The sequence below is a fragment of the Cellvibrio polysaccharolyticus genome (assembly GCF_015182315.1).
Lineage (GTDB): Bacteria > Pseudomonadota > Gammaproteobacteria > Pseudomonadales > Cellvibrionaceae > Cellvibrio > Cellvibrio polysaccharolyticus.
In genome coordinates, this window is the sequence record NZ_PRDL01000001.1 from 1,736,889 (window position 1) to 1,756,235 (window position 19,347).

The following is a 19,347-nucleotide window of genomic DNA, read 5'->3' on the forward strand; positions in this document are numbered from 1 at the left end:
GGGTATATGAGGCTCTTAACGCTATTTGAACAATGAAGGGAATCCAAATAGCGTTAAGAGTGTTTCTATTTACATTTTATAGGTCAAACCGATCGCGTATTCACGTCCGGCCCAATCGTAGCTGGAAATACGTCCCACGCCGGTATTGGTGGTTTTGACTTCACTGGTTAAATTGCGACCATCGGCGTGAAATTTCAGTTGCGGTGTAATGTTGTAACTGAATTTCGCATCCAGATAGCCGGCATCATCCACAAAAATCGGGTTGCCCGAGTGGCCCGCCGCACCGGCCAGATATTGGCTGCGGTAGTTGTAGGCTACGCGAATACTCCAATCATGGGTTTCGTAAAACGCCGTCAGGTTGTAACTGTTTTTGGATTGTGAAGGAAACGGCAGTTCCTGGCCGGTGAGTTGATTGAACAGCCCCACATCATCGGCTTCCATGTAGGTGTAATTCACCGCGCCACCCAAACCATCAAAGGGGGCGGGCAGGTGAGTGAAGGTGGTCGAGGCCTGTAACTCGATACCCTGAATTTTTACACCGCTGCCATTGAGTTTTTGCCGAACGTCCCACACCCGTCCGTCCCCAAAGAAATCCACACCGAAGTTGGTGTCGCGATCAATAATCCAGCTGGTGACATCTTTGGCAAAATACGCGCCCGAAACAATAGAGTTTTCATCCGGGTACCAATGCAGCGCTATATCAAACTGGGTTGCGCGGTAAGGGTCCAGATCCGGGTTGCCACCGGCACAGATATTCGCCTGCTGATCAATTTGCGCCTGAATGTTTTTATAAATAGTGCAATCTGCGTTTACATTGATATCGACCATTCTTGGCCGAGCCATCACTTTGGCGGCACCCACATAAAGTTCCAGTTTTTCCGGAATCAATCCCAGGGTCAGGTTGATGCTGGGCAGCACATCGGTGTAATCGGATTTAACGGTTTTACGTCCGCTATAAATGTCCGGGTCATTGGTGGATGGCACACCACCGGCGTAGCCACCGGTTTCTTCGTTAATCAGCGGGTTACCATTTTCATCCAGCCGGTCAACCAGTACACGAATACGCACATCACCGTTGGCAGCGGTATCGGTTTTTACCACACGCACACCCACATTCCCGGTGAGGAGCAGGGCACCCAAAGTTGTTTCAATATTGGCCTGGGTGTAAAACGCGGTGCCATTGACTTCAATGTCGTAATTGCCTTGCTCGCTGGTGAGATCGGCGCGGGTAGAATAATCACCGGACAGTGCTTGTAAATCGCGAACAAGGCCCGCAGGTTCTACCGCAGGGTAGTAGCGAATACTGTCTACCGGCAGGTTATAGCTTTTGAAAAAAGCCGGTGAGGTTTTCAGGTTGCCATTGATCAGGTTTACGTGGTCTTCCAGTGTCCACACGCTGCCCGCATAAGTGCCACCCACATCACGAATAATTTCATGGCGGAAAGACGCATTGGCAAAAGACTGTTCAGTGCGCTGTGCACCAAAGCGGAAGGCGCTGAAAATAGTGGAATCCGGAATGTAGGTAACGTCCAGCTTTGCCATCAACTCTTCGCTTTCATCCACGCTCGGTGTGTAGAGCGAGTTGACGCGTGATTTGTAGCTGGTGGGGTCATAGGGATCAAAGGCTTCATAGGTATTGGTAAGCCGGAAGTTGGCATTGCTGAAATCCACTACTGGCAAGCCGCCTTTGTGCTGGGTTACGCGAATGCCCTGCACGTTGTCTGCAGAAATCGTTGCATCGCGTGCATCAATATCCTGATCGGTGGTAGAGCGCGCAAGCAAGCCGGTAACGTTGAGTGATTCGGTATTAAATTCAAAGCCGGTTTCAAACTGGGACGTGGTTTGGTCCCAATTAAAATCCAGCGAGCGGTTGGAAACCGAACCGGCGCGAGTGGAAAAATCAATTACGTTATGATTTTCATCAACAACGGCAGTGGCAGCGTCAATACGCGCTTTGGATTGGGTGGCAATTTGCAGGTTTAAATCCAGCGCACGCTTGTCACGATTATTCCAGGTGTAACCCAGGTGCGTGGAAAGGTTGTCATTCACCTGATATTGCACCATGGCATTGGCGCTCAGACGCTTCTCTTCGCGCTCACGAATCGCGTAGCGGGGGATGCGCGGTGAATAGTCATACCACTGGGCTTCACAGAGCGCGGTGTTGCCACTTGAGGCGCAATCGGCTTTGTTGAGAATATCGGCATAGTCCACATTGACGGTGGTTTTATCCGGAGATTTATCGTAATCCTCTACACGCACCCAATCAGAGTTTTGCAGTGAGTGAATAACGGTGCTTTTATCCGAGCCGGTTATGTTGATCAATACACCCAGGTCATCGTTGATTTTTCGTACACCGGTAAAATTGAATTTCGGCATTACCTCGCCCAGCACATCGTTGTACTGACCTTCTGCCGACACCGACAGAAAATGATCATCAAATTCGTTAGGCTTGCGTGTGTTCACCTGAATGGTGCCACCAATACCGCCTTCGGTAAGCCGTGCTTCAGAGCCTTTAATCACGTCCAGCGATTTCACCAACTCGGAAGCCATATCCCGAAAGTCAACGCCACGGCTGCCGCCCATGCCCAGCGCACCGACGTTGTTTACTTCCACGCGCAACAAATCCGGATCAACGCCACGAATACTGACCGATGAGCCTTCGCCGTTATCGCGTTCCAATTGAATGCCCGGAATACGTTGTAATGCTTCAGCAATATTTTTATCCGGAAACGCACCTATATCTTCGGCCACTAGGGAGTCGGTAATCGTGCCGGCTTCTTTTTTACGATCCAGCGCGCTGCGCTGGCTGAAGCGAATACCGGATACCACCACTTCTTCAAGGTTATCGCCGTGCAGTACTACGGCATTGCTTGCGCTGGATGAACTGGCGGCTTGCTGTGCGTAGGCAGTACTCGCCAGAGTTACCGATGCTGTTGCAATAACAACAGATGTTATTTGAGCCAGAGTTTTGCGGGAAAAAGGGAGAAACAAATTTCGTAAATTATGATTGGGGACGTACAACATTTATCGCCTCAAGGTGATTGGTTTTGTGAGAGAGGCGAATACTAATGAACTATTTTTTTCATGGCCAAGCATATTCAATCATATTCTTATGCATTTCATTCATAAGTGGACGTAAAAATTTTATTTGATTAACGTCAAACAATAATTTAAAAAAAGCCGCTACGATCTAACGACGGTAGCGGCAAACGGACTGCTTTTTTTTAAACACCGGAGTGTTTATTTCCCGACAGAATTTTTCCCCCAAAGCTTTTCATAAGGCCAGCCGGAAAGGTCTTCAACCACTTTACGGCTATGCTCGCTGGAAGGTTCGGTGGCACCGGTTTTCAGGTGAGCAATTTCCTGCATTAACAATTCGTGCGTGTCTTTGTTCAGTTTGAATTTTCCCGCTACCCAAAAACCGAACAGCAGCAAAATAAGCGGGCCGACTACCATGGCGAACACAATCGTATTAATGGCTTCGGTGGATTGCGTTGTGCTGCCGGAGGTAAAACCGCCCCATTCCAACACAATGCCGACCGCCATAACGGCAACGGCTTGCGCGGCTTTACGTATAAATGTCATCACCCCGGCGAAGCTGCCTTCGCGGCGCTTGGCGGTTACAATTTGATCGACATCGGGAATATAGTTGTACACATTCCAGGGAATGTAATTCAGCGCACCACGACCCAGCCCCGCCAGTACTACCGCGCCAAGCAACCAATACATGGATGGCAGTTCAGAGAACATCAGGAAAAGCGTGAGCAGGGCGGAGATACCCAGCAGATAAAAAATAACGGCGATGCGGTAGGTAAATGCCGGGCCAATGCGAATTACCAGGGTGATGGCCAACATGACCGCGATTAATTGTGCGATATAGGTATTGGCAATCAACGAAGACGCAATAGCAACCGAGCCGCCCAGTGCAAACACAATAAAATAAGTAAAGGCCGCGTTAAAAATATCCTGGCTGATATAACCGCCGAGATACATCCCCAGGTGCAAACGGAAAGCACGAATACGCAGAGTGGAACCGAGGTTTACAAATACCATTTTCAGAGACGCAAACGCGCTGGTTTTGGGTTTATCCGGTACATCCGGTTCTTCAACCGGTTCGCGCTCCCAGGTAAAGAAGTAGGTGATGGCCACCACGCACATAAAGGTAACCGCAAAAATACCACCCATGATTAAAAAGGTCGTTGCGTTCTCATCACCACCCACGTAGTTAACAATCCAGGCAGGCAAAATGCCGGCGAAGATGGCAGAAATTTGACCCACCAGAATACGTGCACCGGCAAATTTTGCTTTCTTGGTGTAGTCATCGGTCATTTCTGCGGCAAGCGTTTCGTAAGGGATCAGTACCGAGGCATACACCAATTCAAAAAACACGAACGTCAGCAGGTAATACCAATAATGCTGCCCGCTCACCCACATAAAAGCGAAGCTGGGCAAGAGAGGAATGGCGGCTAATAAAAAGAAACGGCGACGGCCAAAGCGGCGGCCAATGCGCGTTTTGCCCAGGTTGTCGGAAATATGGCCAATAAGCGGGCTGGCCACGGCATCGAGAATGCGCGCAATGGCGAAAATTGAAGCAGCCTCTACGGCAGACAAACCACAAAAGGTGGTGTAGAAAAAAATTAGCCAACCGCTGATCACGGCCATGGAACCAGCGCCTAATACATCACAAAGACCATAGGCTACATAATTACGGGGTTTTATCTCGCGCTTTATCATGGTTGATGCTCATTATTGTTGTAACTTGTTATCGGGCGTCCAGAGAACCTCTGAAGATAAATGTGTTTGCACCGGCCGGTTATTCTAATGAGTCAGTGCTTACGCGTTGTTCGGTGTTTGAAAAAAGCCCTGTGCTGCACGCAGCAGCAACAGGGAAGCTGAAACGACTACAGGGGTTAAATATAACGGTTCATAAATTCCACCAGGGCAAGGATCGCCATGGACTGTCCGTAAGGCATGGAGGTTAAGGGAATATCACGGTAGCCTTGCAGATCATCAAATACCGGCGTACCAAACGAAACCTGTTGCAGCTCGCCATCGGCACTGATATTTGCCAGCACGGCTTTAATCGCTTTGGTGGCCATCGGCTCATACTTCGCATCCAGATAACCTTTGCGCACGGCTTTCAAAATACCGTAAGCAAAACCGGCTGCTGCCGAGGCCTCCAGATAAGAAGATGTATCGTTGATCAAGGTATGCCACAAGCCCCCTTCATCCTGATACTGCTCCAGCGCTTTTACCTGGGCTTCCAGGGTTTCAATCAGGAACAGGCGCAAACCATCTTCCGGCGGCAAGTCCAGCAACTCAATAAATTCCGGAATCGCAATCGTCACCCAGCAATTACCGCGAGCCCACAAGGCATCGGCAAAGTTATGACGGCCATCGAACGTCCAGCCATGGAACCACAAACCGGTTTTACGATCCGCCAGATATTTAATGTGCAACATAAACTGGCGCTTGGCTTCTTCAACATAAGCCGGGCGATCCAGTAACAGGCCGATCTTGGCCAAGGGCAACACGCACATCATCAGGGTGTCATCCCAGATTTGCTGGTAATTCACCGAGTTGAAAACAATATGTTGCAAGCCGCCTTCTTCGGTGCGCGGCATTTCGTTCATCACCCACTCTGCCCACACATCCAGATACGGCAAATAACTCCGTGTGCCAAGACGTTCGGCCAGGTAGGCGAGGGTAAGGAAAGGAGAAACGGTATTCACGTTTTTGGTCGGGGTGCCTGCTTCAAAACGGTTCTTGAACCAGTCTTGCATAATCTGCAGCGGCTTTTCGTCACCGGTAATGTCCCACAGTTTCAGCAAACCGTAGAGGCCTATACCGTGAGTCCATTCCCAGTCATTCCAGCCTTTGGTGTCAATAACGCGGCCATCATCCAGACGCAGCAAAAATTCGCCACTGGTGTCTTTGATGTTGACGAGATTATCGATCAGATTTTCGATTGTGCGCGTTAATTCGGAGCGCTGAATGCCTTGTACTGTAGCAACCATAGAATACTCACAACATATTATTGGTTTATAAAAAGAAGATTGGTTCTGCCTGACCTGCTCGCTCCCGCAGTGAATGTGGCGGGAAAGGTTCGTTCGGGCATGTCGTGGAGTTGATCCTACCAGTGAATCTTCATTGTGTCGATCATATTCAATCACAACTAGTCATTATGATTCAAGCATGATATAAACGTGATTGAAAATCTTTACGTTTCTGTCATTAAAATCCTTGTTTTGCGTCTGGTTATGGAGTTTTTACCCGGAAATTTGGAAAGAGAAATGTATTACGCACGTGAGTAGAGGCATCTCTATCAGGTTTCAGACGAGTGGGAAAACCTCACCTCCGGCATGGCGCGAGTTTGGCATCCGAACAGGTATTCCAAAACCGTCGAGTCAGGGATGACTCGTCGGAGCCACAGGGATGTGTTTATGCGTTTTTGGAATACCTGTTCGGATGCCAAACGGACAGAGGAGCGCCGGTTTTTTTAAAAACTCACAGCACATATCCATCGCAATAAAGTACCTCAGGGTTGATAGACAAGAACAATAATTGAAGAGAGTGTAGTTATGGTATTTCGAGTTTTTTCCAACAGCTTCCGTTTGCTTCGCTGGTACCTTGCCTTATTACTGGTTTCCCTCCCGGTTCACGCGGCGGAAATACAAATATTTATTGCCGGCGACTCCACCGCAGCCACCTACAGCGCCCCCGACCAACAAGGCTGGGGCGCATTACTCGGGGACTACATCGACCCGCAAAAAGCCACTGTACACAACCTCGCCCGCGGTGGCCGTAGCAGTCGCACCTTTATTAGCGAAGGCTCATGGCAAAGCCTGATTGATCAGGTAAAGCCGGGTGACATCGTCATCATCCAATTCGGCCACAACGACGCCAGTAAAATAAACGACGACAGTCGGGCGCGGGGCACCTTACCCGGTATAGGTGACGAATCCGTCACTATTGATAACCTGCTAACCCGCCAAACAGAAACGGTATACACCTTCGGTCACTACCTGCGCAAAATGGCCAACGACGTATTGGCCAAAAAAGCAACGCCGGTGCTCATGTCGCTCACCCAAAGCAACAACTGGCAAAACGGCAGCCTGCTGCGCAATGGCAGTTACGGACGCTGGGCTTACGAACTGGCACTGGAATTAAACGTTCCTTTTGTTGACCTAAACAATCTGGTGGCTGATCGCCTTGAAGCGCTCGGGGCAGAAAAAGTCGCTGCCTTCTATCCCAAAGACAACACCCACTTTAATCCCGACGGCGCAAGAATTCATACCGAAACTGCACTGTCCGCTTTCAAAGGCCTGCGGCCGGATATGTTTACCGGCCTGCTCAATGAAAAAGGGCAAGCACTAAAAAAAGATGACCTTAGCTGGCTGCGCTTGCCCATACCGGCCAATGCCAACTTGCGTTCGGTATTTCTAATAGGCGACTCCACCGTGCGTAATGGTGCCGGTGATGGCGCCAATGGGGAGTGGGGATGGGGTGATTTTCTGCTGCCACATCTGGATGCAAAAAAGGTCAACGTGGTCAACCGTGCCGTCGGTGGTTTGAGCAGCCGCACTTTTTATACCGGCGACTACTGGAAACGCGCTCTGAATATGATGCGCTCCGGTGATGTGCTGGTCATGCAATTCGGGCACAACGATGCTGCCCCCATCAACGACGACAGCCGCGCACGAGGCACACTGAAAGGCACCGCAAATAATGAAGAGCAGATTGATAACCTGCTGACCGGCAAACCGGAAACGGTTTACAGCTACGGCGGCTATTTGCGTCGTTTTATCGGCGAGGCCAAAGCGCGTGGCATTACGGTGGTTGTCTGCTCATCCATCCCGCGCAACGTCTGGAAAAATAAACAGATTGTGCGTGCTGAAAACTCCTACCCGCAGTGGGCAAAAGAAGTGGCACTGCAAAGTGGCAGCGCTTTTATTGATCTTCACCACCTGATTGCACACGAATACGATCAGTTGGGTGCGAAAAAAGTGGAAGCGCTGTTTGCCGATGAGCGCACCCACACCAGCAAGGCCGGTGCAGAGCTGAATGCAGCTATTGTAGCGAAATCATTGAAGCCTCTTTTGGGCCTCTGACAACGAAGCGATCCGCTTTATTTTATACCAAGCGAGTCATTTCATTTTATGGAGCATGAACAATGACGTTTACTTTTACTAAAAAGCGCCTGCCGCTTTTTGCTGCGCTCGCAGCCACCCTGGCGGCAGGTTTGACAGCCTGCGCACCGGTAGAAAAAAGCACTGGCAACGAAACAACCGCTGCGCGACAAATGGAGTTTCTGGATGCCGGGCTCATCGCGGTACCGGCAGAAAACGGCGTGCTGGTATCCTGGCGCAAACGGTATGACGATGCCGATAATCAACTTATTGATATCTACCGTGATGGTAAAAAAATTACCGCGCAACCCTTAATCGGTAAAACGTCATTTTTCGATACCCGTGGTGGTGCAGGTGCAAATTATGAGATACGTGCTGGCCAGAAAAAGCTGGCAAATACCAACGCCTGGCAGCAACCCTTTTTATCCATTCCTATCACCCCGCCAGCAGACGGTGTAACACCGGACGGAAAAAGCTATTCCTACACCGCAAACGATGTCAGCGTGGGGGATCTGGATGGTGACGGCCAATACGAAATCATCCTGAAATGGGACCCGACCAACGCCAAAGACAACGCTTTTGGCGGTTATACCGGCAATGTTTTTATCGACGCCTACACGCTGGAAGGTGACCGTCTGTGGCGAATTGACCTGGGTAAAAATATTCGCGCCGGTGCCCACTACACACAATTTATGGTGTACGACTTTGATGGTGATGGTCGCGCTGAAATCGCCATGAAAACCGCCGATGGTACGGTAGATGGCAAAGGGCAGGTTATTGGTGATGCCACCGCTGATTGGGTAAGTCACGGTGGGGAAACCGAAGTACGCGATCGTACCGGTTCGCTGGTAACACCCGATGGCCGTTTACTGGGCCAATTACAGGGGCGCATTCTTTCCGGGCCGGAATATTTTTCAGTCTTTGATGGCAGAACCGGCGCGGCACTCGACACTGTACCTTATATTCCTCAGCGCGCACCGGGTAATGACAACCCGACGATAGATGAGATGAAAAGTATCTGGGGCGATGGCTACGGCAACCGCTCCGAGCGCTATCTGGCCGGCGTCGCTTATCTGGATGGTGAACGCCCCAGCGTGATTATGGCGCGTGGCTATTACGCACGCTCCGTTATCGCCGCCTATGATTTTCGCGATGGAAAAATTTCCACCCGTTGGGTATTTGACTCTGCTGCACCGGGAATATCCAAAGACTATTCCGGGCAGGGCAACCATCAACTTTCTGTAGCGGATATTGATGGCGATGGTAAAGACGAAATCATTTACGGCTCCATAGCGATTGACCACGATGGTTCACCCAAATGGACCACCGCTCTGCGTCATGGCGATGCCATGCACGTATCCAACCTTGACCCCACCCGTCCCGGTTTGGAATCCTTCGGTGTGTATGAGGATATTCGTGGTAATGGTGGTATAGGTTCGGCATTGATCAGTCTGGAGGATGGCAGAATCCTCTGGAGCAAACCGGCTGACAAGGATACCGGTCGTGGCGTTGCGGTAGATATTGACCCACGTCATCCGGGTGCAGAAGTATGGGCAGCCAATTCTGAAAAATTATTCAATATTAAAGGTGAAGAAATTGCACCGGTTCGCCCCAGGCAAATGAATTTCGCCGTCTGGTGGGACGGTGATTTGTTGCGTGAATTGCTCGACGGTAACACCATTTACAAATGGGATTGGAATAATAATGTTGCGGTTCCATTGATGGTGGCCGAAGGCGCAACATCCAATAACGGCACCAAAGCGACTCCGGCATTGTCCGCTGATATTTTCGGTGACTGGCGCGAAGAGGTAATTTTACGTGCAGAAGATAATCGCTCGCTGCGTATTTATTCCACTGCGATTCCTACCGATTATGCCTTCACAACCTTGATGCACGATCCGCAGTACCGCCTTGCGGTGGCCTGGCAGAACACCGCTTACAACCAGCCACCACACCCGGGGTTTTATTTGGGGGAAGGGATGGAGAAGCCTGAAAAGCCGGTTTTGAAAATTATTAAAGCAGACTAATTTTGGGTTATTCGAAAACGCTTAGGTGTCAGGGATGACTCGTCGGAGCTACATGGATGTATTTATGCGTTTTTGGAACCTTTATCCTGTCAGCAAACGTATGATGAAAAACAGAGATTGCGGGTTTTATTTATAGTATTCGCCAGTCTGTCCGCTTTCCCTTACGTTATTTGTTTCAAAATCGCATGAATACTTCCCTGTAGCTCTATCGAGTCATCCCTGACTCGACAGTTTTGAAACAAATAACGTAAGGAAAAGCTGCTTTTGTACGCATAGGAAATTTTCTAAAAGCTTTAAATCACCGCTGAGGCCGACCACCAGAGTCGGCCTTTTTAGAAAAACTACAGCGGATATTTTGGCGCATCTACCATCGGGTCGAAAGCCAGTTCCTTCACCGCGGCGTGTTCGGCATTGCGACGATCATACTCGCGAATCTGATCGGGTGTAGCATTAACCGGGTGCGGTGTTATCACGATATCGCTGGCGTGATACTCAAACGCTGGCGGGGTTTTTACCGGCTTGGGCAAATTGCTAACCGGATCATTCAACTTCGCCATCTCAAGCCCTGCCAAAATATAACCACCCGACGAATAAAGTGTTGTTGCCTCGCGTCGTGTCGGCACCGGTTGATCGCCGGCAGTCTGTACCTGGCCAAGAATACCATTAGGTAAAATATACTGGTTAAGCCCGTTCCAGCCTTTCAGTGCATGCGGCAAATAGGTTTTGCGATCGAGAATGCCGTGGTTGATGCCGAACGCCAGTGCGTAAGTAAAAAATGCTGTGCCAGAGGTTTCTGCTTCCGGGTAGGCTTCCAAATCCAGCAAACTGGCTCGCCATAAACCATCCGGTTGTTGCAAGGTTATCAAACGAGCAACCATCTCCTGAAACAAGGCGACATATTTAGGCCGCGACGGATAATCCGCAGGCATGGATTCCAGAATACGAGCTATACCCGCAACCACCCAGCCCTGGCCTCGCGACCAGAAAATTTGCTGGTTGTTGGCAGAGCGGCGCTCGATAAAGCGTTCGTCGCGAGCGAAGAGATGTTCTTTTTTATCGTAAAGGCGGTCGTAAACTCGCCAGAACTGTACATCCATCGCATCAATATATTTTGCATCGCCGGTAATAGCAGACATTTGCGTCAGCACCGGTGGTGCCATAAACAGGGCATCGCACCACCACCAAACGAGGCGTTTTGGTGCTGGCGTTAATGTCAGGTAGGGCAATGTGTAATCAAGCCGCTGCTGCAATGGCATGAGTACACCGGGCAAACCGGTGTGAAGATAAATGGACTGGTACAAGTCACCAATCGCCTGGTCGTCGGCATTGATTAAATTAACCGGGGCGCTATTGCCCTGATGGGCATAGTTGAAACGTTTGGCAACCGCGAGGTTGTAATCGAGAACTTCCGGCACGTTGGCGGCTTCAACCAGTTTGGCGGTGCCCACGAAAAAGGTGGCAGAAATCCAGTTGGTGTTGATGCCACGTTTTCCCGGGCCGGGGTTTTGTTCTACGTCTTTGAGGCGATTAACTTCGGCCAGCGCCAGTTTTTCTACCGCGTCCATCACCTGCTTTTTATCCGGAATGGCAGTTTGGGCAGTGGCTGTGGTCGCTTGTGGCGAAGTTGCCGCATGAACATGTAGCGGTGAGATTGCACCGCCCAGCGATAGCATAATTATTAAACCCGACAGCTTTTTTAGACGCATAAAATCCACCTGTTATGTTATAGGTTGGTAAACGGGATATTTCACAAAACTACGGCATAGGTATGAATTGGTCCGTGCATATTGGAGCGGAATACGAGGTATTTATTATCGGGAGAGAATTGAATATTGGGTTCGACACGGTAATCGTGCTGGCTCATATCCACCAGCCTGGTACTTTTCAGTTTGCCTGGTCGAATCAGTTCTGCTGCATTGGGTGCGCTGACAGCGATGTCTTCGATAATTTGCGGTTCAAAAAGGTAGAGATATTTTCCGTCTTCAGCACGGGCAACCATTTCATGGTCGCCACCATCACCGGCCAGCAGTTTTCCATCTTGCGATATTTGAAAGTGTACCGACCATTCGTTGCGCTCCATGTGGTACCAGATGCGCTTGCCAGTTTCCAGGTGGTAGGTCGCCAGCCAGAAATCTTCACCGCGTGGTGTTTGCAGGTCGTAATAAATCGTTTTTCCGTCAAAGGAAAAAAACTCATGGCCGGCGATTTCCATGTTCATTCGTCGGGTATGAATGCTTTGTTTGTTACTGCCATCGGTGCGAATGGTCCAGATTCTATCCACCATATGCCAGGGGCCTTCATGGCAGTACATCAGCTGCTGCGGGTCGGTGGGCGAAAATTGAACGTGGTTTAACCAGTCAGTGGATTGGGTAACAACCTTGCGCTCACCGGTTTCGATGTTGATGGTGAAAATTTCCATGGGAATATTTTGTGCCAGCCGGTCAGCCATGCGCAGCTCTTTGGCATCGGCAAAACTGAGCGGTTTTCCATCCTTGCCTATGGCATTGTAACCGCCGTCGGTGTTAGCGACTTGTTTGCCGGGTTGCAGTGCAAACAGACGCGTGGCATAAGCACCGGCCATCAGTGTGTCGTCGGCATTGACGGTGGTAATGAATCCTTTTTCGAAGATGCCGATAAATTTTTCCTTGCCGCTGGGGATATCAATAGCGTAGTACTCAATATTATCGAACAGGTTGTTATTGTCTTTCTCCCGCGGTTCGCCAATCGTTTTTCTCGCGTAACACACCGCTTTGCTGCGAGATACCATAATGACTTCATACTTGCCTTTGGCCAGCAAGGTGTTTTTTTGCTGTTGGAAATCATATAAACCAATACCGGATGGCGTATTCATCACCATGTAGCGGCCATCATGGGTAAAGGCGTTGTCATGGAAATAGAGCGAGCGGGAGTTATCTTCTTCGGAAAGGCGAAGGATTTTTTTACCGCTAATCGGGTCAGTCCACCGGGTCGGGATAACAGATGGTTTTCCGGTTTCCGGTGTAGTGGGTTTTGATGTGCCAGTTTCTGAAGCCGCCAGGGTCTTATTGCCCAGCATTAAAGCAGCACTGCCAATAGCAGAAGAAATTAATAGCTGTCGTCTTTTCAGGGAAGGGTTTTTATGCATAAAATTTTCCTGTCAGTCGAAGTGTATGTTTGTCAGGTCAGAAGCTATTTTTAAGTTAGAGAGTTGCCGTAGCCAATAACCACGGTAGAACCCACTAAAAAGGCCAGCCCGGTAAAAACATAGGCCAGTGTCTTTTTGCTGGAGCCTTTCCACTCGCTTAAGGCAAAGCCCCACAATGATGAAAAAATAATGATGGATGCCATGTGCAGGGTCCAGGAGGAAAAACCGTATTCTCCCATCTGACTTTCGCCCATGACATAAAAGAAGAATTGAAAATACCAGGTAACTCCGGCGATAGCACACCACAACAGATTCCAGCCACTGCTGGCGACCCGGTTGGCTTTGCTATCCTGGCGGGGTTTTAATATTTCACGCGCGGTTTTGTTTCTGCGAATTAAATAAGCGCACCAGATAAGGTTGGTAATGGTGCCGCCAATCAGCACAATACAAATAACGGGCAAGCCTTTAAACAACTGATGGGTGCCAGCGGCGGCTGACAGTTCGGCAATGGGCGCTCCGGCAGCGATGCCAAAGGCAAAGCAGGAAGACATCAGCCCGCAAAAAAGGGCAATCCAGAGTCCCTTTTTCAGATCAAATTCAGCAATATTTTTTTGGCGTTCTTCCGGAGAGCTTTCTTTTTCTTTGTTGATGCCACCAGCGCCGACAATGGCAATACCAATAAGACACATCACCAGCCCGAGCATGACGATTTTCCCGTGAGTGGTCGGTAAAACCTCGGTAAAAAAAGTGCCTTGTACTATCGGCGGTACGATGGTGCCGAAAAAAGCACACAATCCCAGCGCAACCGCCATGCCTAATGACAAACCCAGGTAACGCATGGTCAAACCGAACGTCAGGCCGCCCATACCCCACAAAAGACCATAAAACACGCACAGTAAAAGCGTTTCGCTATTCGCTGCGGCGATAACGCCGAATAAATTTTCGGTGCGAAAAAATGCAAAAATCCAGGGCGCCAGCACCCAGGAAAACAACCCGCCAATCAGCCAGTAAATTTCCCATGACCAGCCACGCACTTTGCGAAAAGGCACATAAAAACTGGCTGAAGCCAAACCGCCGAGCCAATGAAATAAAACACCTAATAATGGATTTGACATAGAAGACGACTCATCATGGTTTTTATTTGAAGAAACTGTTTTTTATGTTCACTGCGCGATCCCTGAAGAGTGATTAAAAACCTGTACCGGAGGACATAATCGGGTGTTAAGCCAATTTTGAGCAAAGCAATAGCGACCAACCCTGTGTAGCGGTTAGTGGATGTAAGCGTTGAGGGAGAAAAAAGCTGCCGGATGTATCCGGCAGCCAAAGACCCAGGGTTGAAACAGTTTTAGAAGCGAGCAGTTACGCCCACGGTGAAGGTGCGGCCAATACGGGTTTCGAACAAAGTATCCTGGCGCACACTGTCGATATACAAGGTATTGCGTTCATCCGTGAGGTTTTGTGCTTCAAGAATCAGCGTGACATTGCTGGTCAGGTTGTAAGACGCAGAGGCATCGACGAACAAGGTTGATTTGTTGCCCAGTACGTCACTGTCGTTACCGCCAGATGGAATGGAACGCAAATAACCGGAGCGGTAGCTACCTGTGGTACGGATGCTGAAATCGTCTTTTTCGTAGTAAAGCGTGGCGCTGGCGGCATCCTTGGACAAACCGATCAAATCGTTGGTTGTAGTCAGGGTGGGTACGCCATTGGCACTCTGCAACACATAATTAATGTCAGAGGTTACGTGGGTGTAGTTTGCCAGCAGGCCAAAGTCTTGCCAGAAACCCGGCAGGAAAGTGAACGGCAACTGCATGTTCAATTCAACACCTTTCAGCGGACCGCCCGGGGTGTTGGTAGAACGCATTACCGTAAACAAATCCGCAGGTGTTGCAGAAGAACCTTCCAGCAAGGTGTTAGGCAGGCCGAGTTCAGAGTAGGGCACCAGACTTGAGATAGACTGAATGTAGGTATCAATATCTTTTTCGAAGTAAGCAACTGATGCCAGCGCACCTTCGTTGAAATACCACTCCAGAGAAGCGTCGTAGGTTTTTGCACGAATCGCTTCGAGGAACGGGTTACCAATGCTGCCGGTACGAGTAGTCGCGTTCACAGAACCGCTCGGAATCAGTACGCCGAGGTCAGGACGTGAAATCACTTCTGCAAAAGACAAACGGGCAAGCAGCGACGGGTTGATTTCAATAACCACGTTGGCAGATGGCAACAGGTCATCATAAGTACGATCTACCGCAACCGGTAAGGCAACCGTCGGGTATTTGGAGCCGGCGGGTGCAGCAGTGGGCACGAAGCCTACGCTGTGCTGATCGGTTTCTACATAACGAACGCCCACATCACCACGAATCGGCATGGCCAGATCTTCGAAGCGGAATTCAGTCATCAGGTAAGCGCTGTTGATGGTTTCCTTAACCTCGGGAGACTGAGCACCACACTCGGCGCCGCACCATTCGAAATCGTTAAAGCCAACCGCTTGTTTCCATTTTTCGTGATCAACACCCACATAATTGCCCAGGGTATTGGAGCCCAGTTTGTCATTTACGCCTTTAACAATACGGGTAAAGTCACTGACGCTTACGCCAGCCGGCAGATTGCGAGTGGCGGTGTAGGAAGGAGCCAGTTGTTGGGTACGAACTTTGTAATCACTTACACGGTGCTGCGCACCAAATTTGATTTTAAATGCGTCGGTTGCCTGCCATCCGAAATTTACACCGGCGGTGGTATTTTCAGTGGTGCGGCTTGAACTGCCGATATTCCAGTTGCCCAATACTGTACCGTCAGACAAGCCGGCGGCGTATTGGAAATTGTTCGGGTTGGCGACATCAATACCGTAACTCAAAATTGGAATGTTGCCACCGTTACGGAAATCAATGGAGTAGTTGTCGGTATCGACCGCATCCAGGTTTACGGTTAAACGCTCAAGGTTTTCCAGTTCGGATTTTGAACGGCCAATCAAACCGGTCACTTCAAAGGTATCGCTGAACTGATGAGAGAAACTCAGGTTGATTTGTTCAACGGTGGTGGTGAATCTGTCTACCAGGCTTTCAGAGCGCAAATCCACACCATCAAACAAACCGTATACCAGCGAACCGTTGGCATTTACTTCCAGCTCTTTGATAGACATCATCGGCTGGCCGTTGTTGTTGGCGTTACGGGCGAGTGACAGTGCATCAATATAGTTATCGCGACGTACCACATCGTAGCGGGAGAAAAGGCCATCGAGCGCAACGTTGGTGCGATCGGTAGGTTGCCATTCCAGTGTCACGCTACCGCCGCTACGCTCGGCATCCTGTTCGGAGTTCAGGTAACGCGGAATACGCGGCATAAATACACCACCGCCAGGCTGACCGGAAACACCGGTAAGTGAGCGCCACAAATCATAGGCTTCAGCACTGCCGGTACGCGGGTTGCCGGTGCTACAGTTCAATTCATCTGCGCCTTTTGCGGCATTGTTGGCTGGAACCTGAGTGCCGGTATAACCAACCGGAGAACAAAAACCGCCGTTTACATAACCTGGTAAAATGTTTACTGCAGAGTAACCCACTTCACGAATATTACGTTCGGAGTGAGCGACAGAAACCAGTACGCCGATGGTGTCATCAGCAAATTTTTTGGCAATCAAACCGGAAATACGCGGGTCGGTTGATTCGCTGATTTCGTTATACACACCACGCAAGGTACCGGTTGCGGTAAATTCGTCTTTGAAAGAAAGTGGTCTTGGCGCTTTGATGTCTACGGTAGCACCCAGCGAGCCTTCTTCTACATCGGCGCTGGGGGTTTTACGTACGGTAAGATCAGAGAAAATTTCAGAAGGGAAAACGTTAAAGTCAAAGCCGCGGCCACTGTTGCCCGCGCCGTAAATGTCAGATGAACCGGTTTGTGAAGCGCCTTCCATGCCATTGATTCGCACACGCGTAAAGGTGGAGCCGAGACCGCGCACGGAAATATTTTTACCTTCGCCGCCGTCCCCGCGCGACAGTGCTACACCGGGAATCCGCTGCATGGATTCAGCCAGGTTGGAATCAGGGAATTTACCAATATCTTCGGAAACAATACTGTCGATGGCTGCTGTGTTTTCACGTTTCTGGTTCAACGCTGTGTTCAGCGATGCCCGGAAACCGGTGACCACCACTTCTTCAACGCTATCGCTCGCCGAAGTTGTTTGAGCCTGAACAGAAGTACCGCTGATAGCAACCGCCGTCAGGATAGACCAGGCAAGCGGATTGATTCTGAATGATGCGTGTTTCATGGTGGATCCTTTATTAGATTGAGCTAATTATTATTGGAACGCTTTGATCAAACGACGGAATGAGGAAATTTCCGCGTTTTGAAAAGACTAATACAACCCGAAAAAGAAAACAATCATTTGCAATCATAATTGTTCTTAATTTGTCACTCAGGGTCATTTTCAATCCGATAAGGAATAAGCCGAGCCTGGTAACCGACAGTCTTTTCACTGTCGGTTATATATGCCGCTTAACAATCAGTTGCCATCGGGGCGGTGGTTGGAAATTTGCGGGCTGGGGGCGAGCGTAAATTGTTCTACCGGGTCAGGTTTGGCCGGATCATAATCGGGCAAGCCCGCTACCAGACTGGCTGCAAGAGGCAAGTGATTGCTGCGAATGCCAGCTACCACGCACTTCGCCAACTGGTAAGCGCCGTAGTTATTGTGATGGGTTGCGTCCCGTCCGTTGTCGTTAAAGGCAAGCGGCGCCCTGGCCACGCCCAGCGCTTCGTAGAGGGATACACTCATCCGATCAAGATCAATCAAAGCTACCGCTTCGCTCCCTGCCAAATCCCTTATCGCTTGCGGGTAAGCACCGTGGCTGTTAAGGATTTTCCCGTGCTTATCAAAGGTGCGGCGTTGCATGGAGGTAATCAGCACCGGCGTGGCGCCGCGCAGCCGGGCTTCGGCAATCAACGCGCTTAAATAAGCCGGGTAGGTGGTTTGTGCATCCGCCCAGGTTTGCGGCCAGTTTTGTTTCTGGTCGTTGTGGCCGAATTGAATAAACAGATAATCGCCGGCTTTTAAGGTTTCCAGCACCTTGGCCAGTCGCAAGCCGGACATAAACGACTTGATGGTTTCACCCGATTCGGCATGGTTGGCGATGGCTACATCACCCCCGAAAAAGCGCGGCAACATTTGCCCCCAGCTCGCCGCCGGTTCGTAACCCTGATCGGTTACGGTGGAATCGCCGATCAGATACACAGTAGGCACCTCGACTTTTTCCAGAGTCACTGCGCGCACCTGTGGCGCGCTGCCGTTAAATTCCAGCGTTAACTTGTCGTCCCAGTGCAAGGCATATTGCTCCCGCTCTTTTACCGCTACCCGGGTGCCGCCCGGTGCATTCTTTTCTGGCGGGGTTAAGGCCGGGGTGCGCACATTCACGACAAAACTGCGGGTTAATTGCTCTCCGGCGCGGGTTGTTACATTTTCCAGGTACAAGCGCCGCGATTCGGCTTTGACGGTATTGGCAGAGGGCAGCGTGTGGTGCCCCAGTTCAAGGGTCACCCGATAATTGCCTTCGGGTACTCGCACAGAAAAATAAAAAGGCTTGCCGTTTTGTTCGGGACTGGTGTTCAAATCAAAACCGTAGCCGCGCGCGGCGGTGTAGTTATCGGCGGCAGTTAGCGTCAAAACACCGGGCGACGTTTCACCGGGTAAAAAGCGGAATTGCTGCGGTTGGGTAAAGTCTGTCAGTAACGGGGTATTTGCCATGGATGGTTGATCGTCGGTTTGGCGGTTGTGGTGGCTGCAAGCGGTGTTGAGTGCGGCGAGCAACAGCAGTGCGGCTGACCAAAGCCGCCGGGAAGAATGTGTCATGGACGGGTTCTCTGCATAAATAATAAACACAAGAAAGAGGCATTTATTGTTAGTGGCCTATGTGTCTGTTGTATGTCATATTTCTTTCAATATCAATCATGATTTGTCAAATTCAAAAATTAATGCTTGATGAAGATGATTAAATTTGGCGTAATAGGGGCCAATACTGATAAATAACAGCTTCGTTTTTGCCGGTTTATTGGCTCGGAAAAACGGATTTTTACACCGCGA

10 protein-coding genes are annotated in these 19,347 nt (G+C 50.0%); 2 read left to right on the forward strand and 8 right to left on the reverse strand.

Annotated features, from left to right (window positions below; genetic code table 11):
* Positions 1 to 69: 69 nt before the first annotated feature.
* From C4F51_RS07430 to bglB, 3 genes are all read right to left on the reverse strand, one after another.
* Positions 70 to 3,024, reverse strand: coding sequence for a TonB-dependent receptor (locus C4F51_RS07430; protein WP_193908601.1), 2,955 nt, complete (start codon positions 3,022 to 3,024; stop codon positions 70 to 72).
* A gap of 216 nt (positions 3,025 to 3,240) precedes the next feature.
* Entirely contained in the window at positions 3,241 to 4,734 is a 1,494-nt protein-coding gene (locus C4F51_RS07435; RefSeq protein ID WP_193908603.1) for an MFS transporter, read from the reverse strand.
* A 176-nt stretch (positions 4,735 to 4,910) separates the two neighbouring features.
* Positions 4,911 to 6,017 (reverse strand): beta-galactosidase BglB, encoded by a 1,107-nt coding sequence (gene bglB, locus C4F51_RS07440; protein WP_193908605.1) that lies wholly within the window; start codon positions 6,015 to 6,017, stop codon positions 4,911 to 4,913.
* Positions 6,018 to 6,581: 564 nt separating this feature from the next.
* Between bglB and C4F51_RS07445 the strand changes: the two genes are divergently transcribed.
* Complete coding sequence (locus C4F51_RS07445; protein WP_193908607.1) at positions 6,582 to 8,111, forward strand: rhamnogalacturonan acetylesterase; 1,530 nt, start codon at positions 6,582 to 6,584, stop codon at positions 8,109 to 8,111.
* 62 nt (positions 8,112 to 8,173) lie between these two features.
* Positions 8,174 to 10,156: a rhamnogalacturonan lyase gene (locus C4F51_RS07450; protein ID WP_193908609.1), complete on the forward strand. Its 1,983-nt coding sequence runs from the start codon at positions 8,174 to 8,176 to the stop codon at positions 10,154 to 10,156.
* Between the two features lie 341 nt (positions 10,157 to 10,497).
* Here the strand turns inward: C4F51_RS07450 and C4F51_RS07455 are convergent, their stop codons facing one another.
* The 5 genes from C4F51_RS07455 to C4F51_RS07475 all read right to left on the reverse strand — a co-directional run bounded on the left by C4F51_RS07455 (position 10,498) and on the right by C4F51_RS07475 (position 19,116).
* On the reverse strand, positions 10,498 to 11,862 hold the full coding sequence (locus tag C4F51_RS07455) for a glycoside hydrolase family 88/105 protein (protein WP_193908611.1): 1,365 nt from the start codon (positions 11,860 to 11,862) through the stop codon (positions 10,498 to 10,500).
* A 41-nt stretch (positions 11,863 to 11,903) separates the two neighbouring features.
* Positions 11,904 to 13,280 (reverse strand): oligogalacturonate lyase family protein, encoded by a 1,377-nt coding sequence (locus C4F51_RS07460; protein ID WP_193908613.1) that lies wholly within the window; start codon positions 13,278 to 13,280, stop codon positions 11,904 to 11,906.
* Positions 13,281 to 13,330: 50 nt separating this feature from the next.
* The gene (rhaT, locus tag C4F51_RS07465) at positions 13,331 to 14,395 is read right to left on the reverse strand and encodes an L-rhamnose/proton symporter RhaT (RefSeq protein WP_193908615.1); all 1,065 of its coding nucleotides are present in this window, start codon (positions 14,393 to 14,395) and stop codon (positions 13,331 to 13,333) included.
* A gap of 230 nt (positions 14,396 to 14,625) precedes the next feature.
* A complete protein-coding gene (locus tag C4F51_RS07470) occupies positions 14,626 to 17,541 on the reverse strand; it encodes a TonB-dependent receptor (protein ID WP_193908617.1) in 2,916 nt (971 codons plus the stop codon).
* Positions 17,542 to 17,775: 234 nt separating this feature from the next.
* Entirely contained in the window at positions 17,776 to 19,116 is a 1,341-nt protein-coding gene (locus C4F51_RS07475; RefSeq protein WP_202987641.1) for a rhamnogalacturonan acetylesterase, read from the reverse strand.
* Positions 19,117 to 19,347 lie beyond the last annotated feature (231 nt).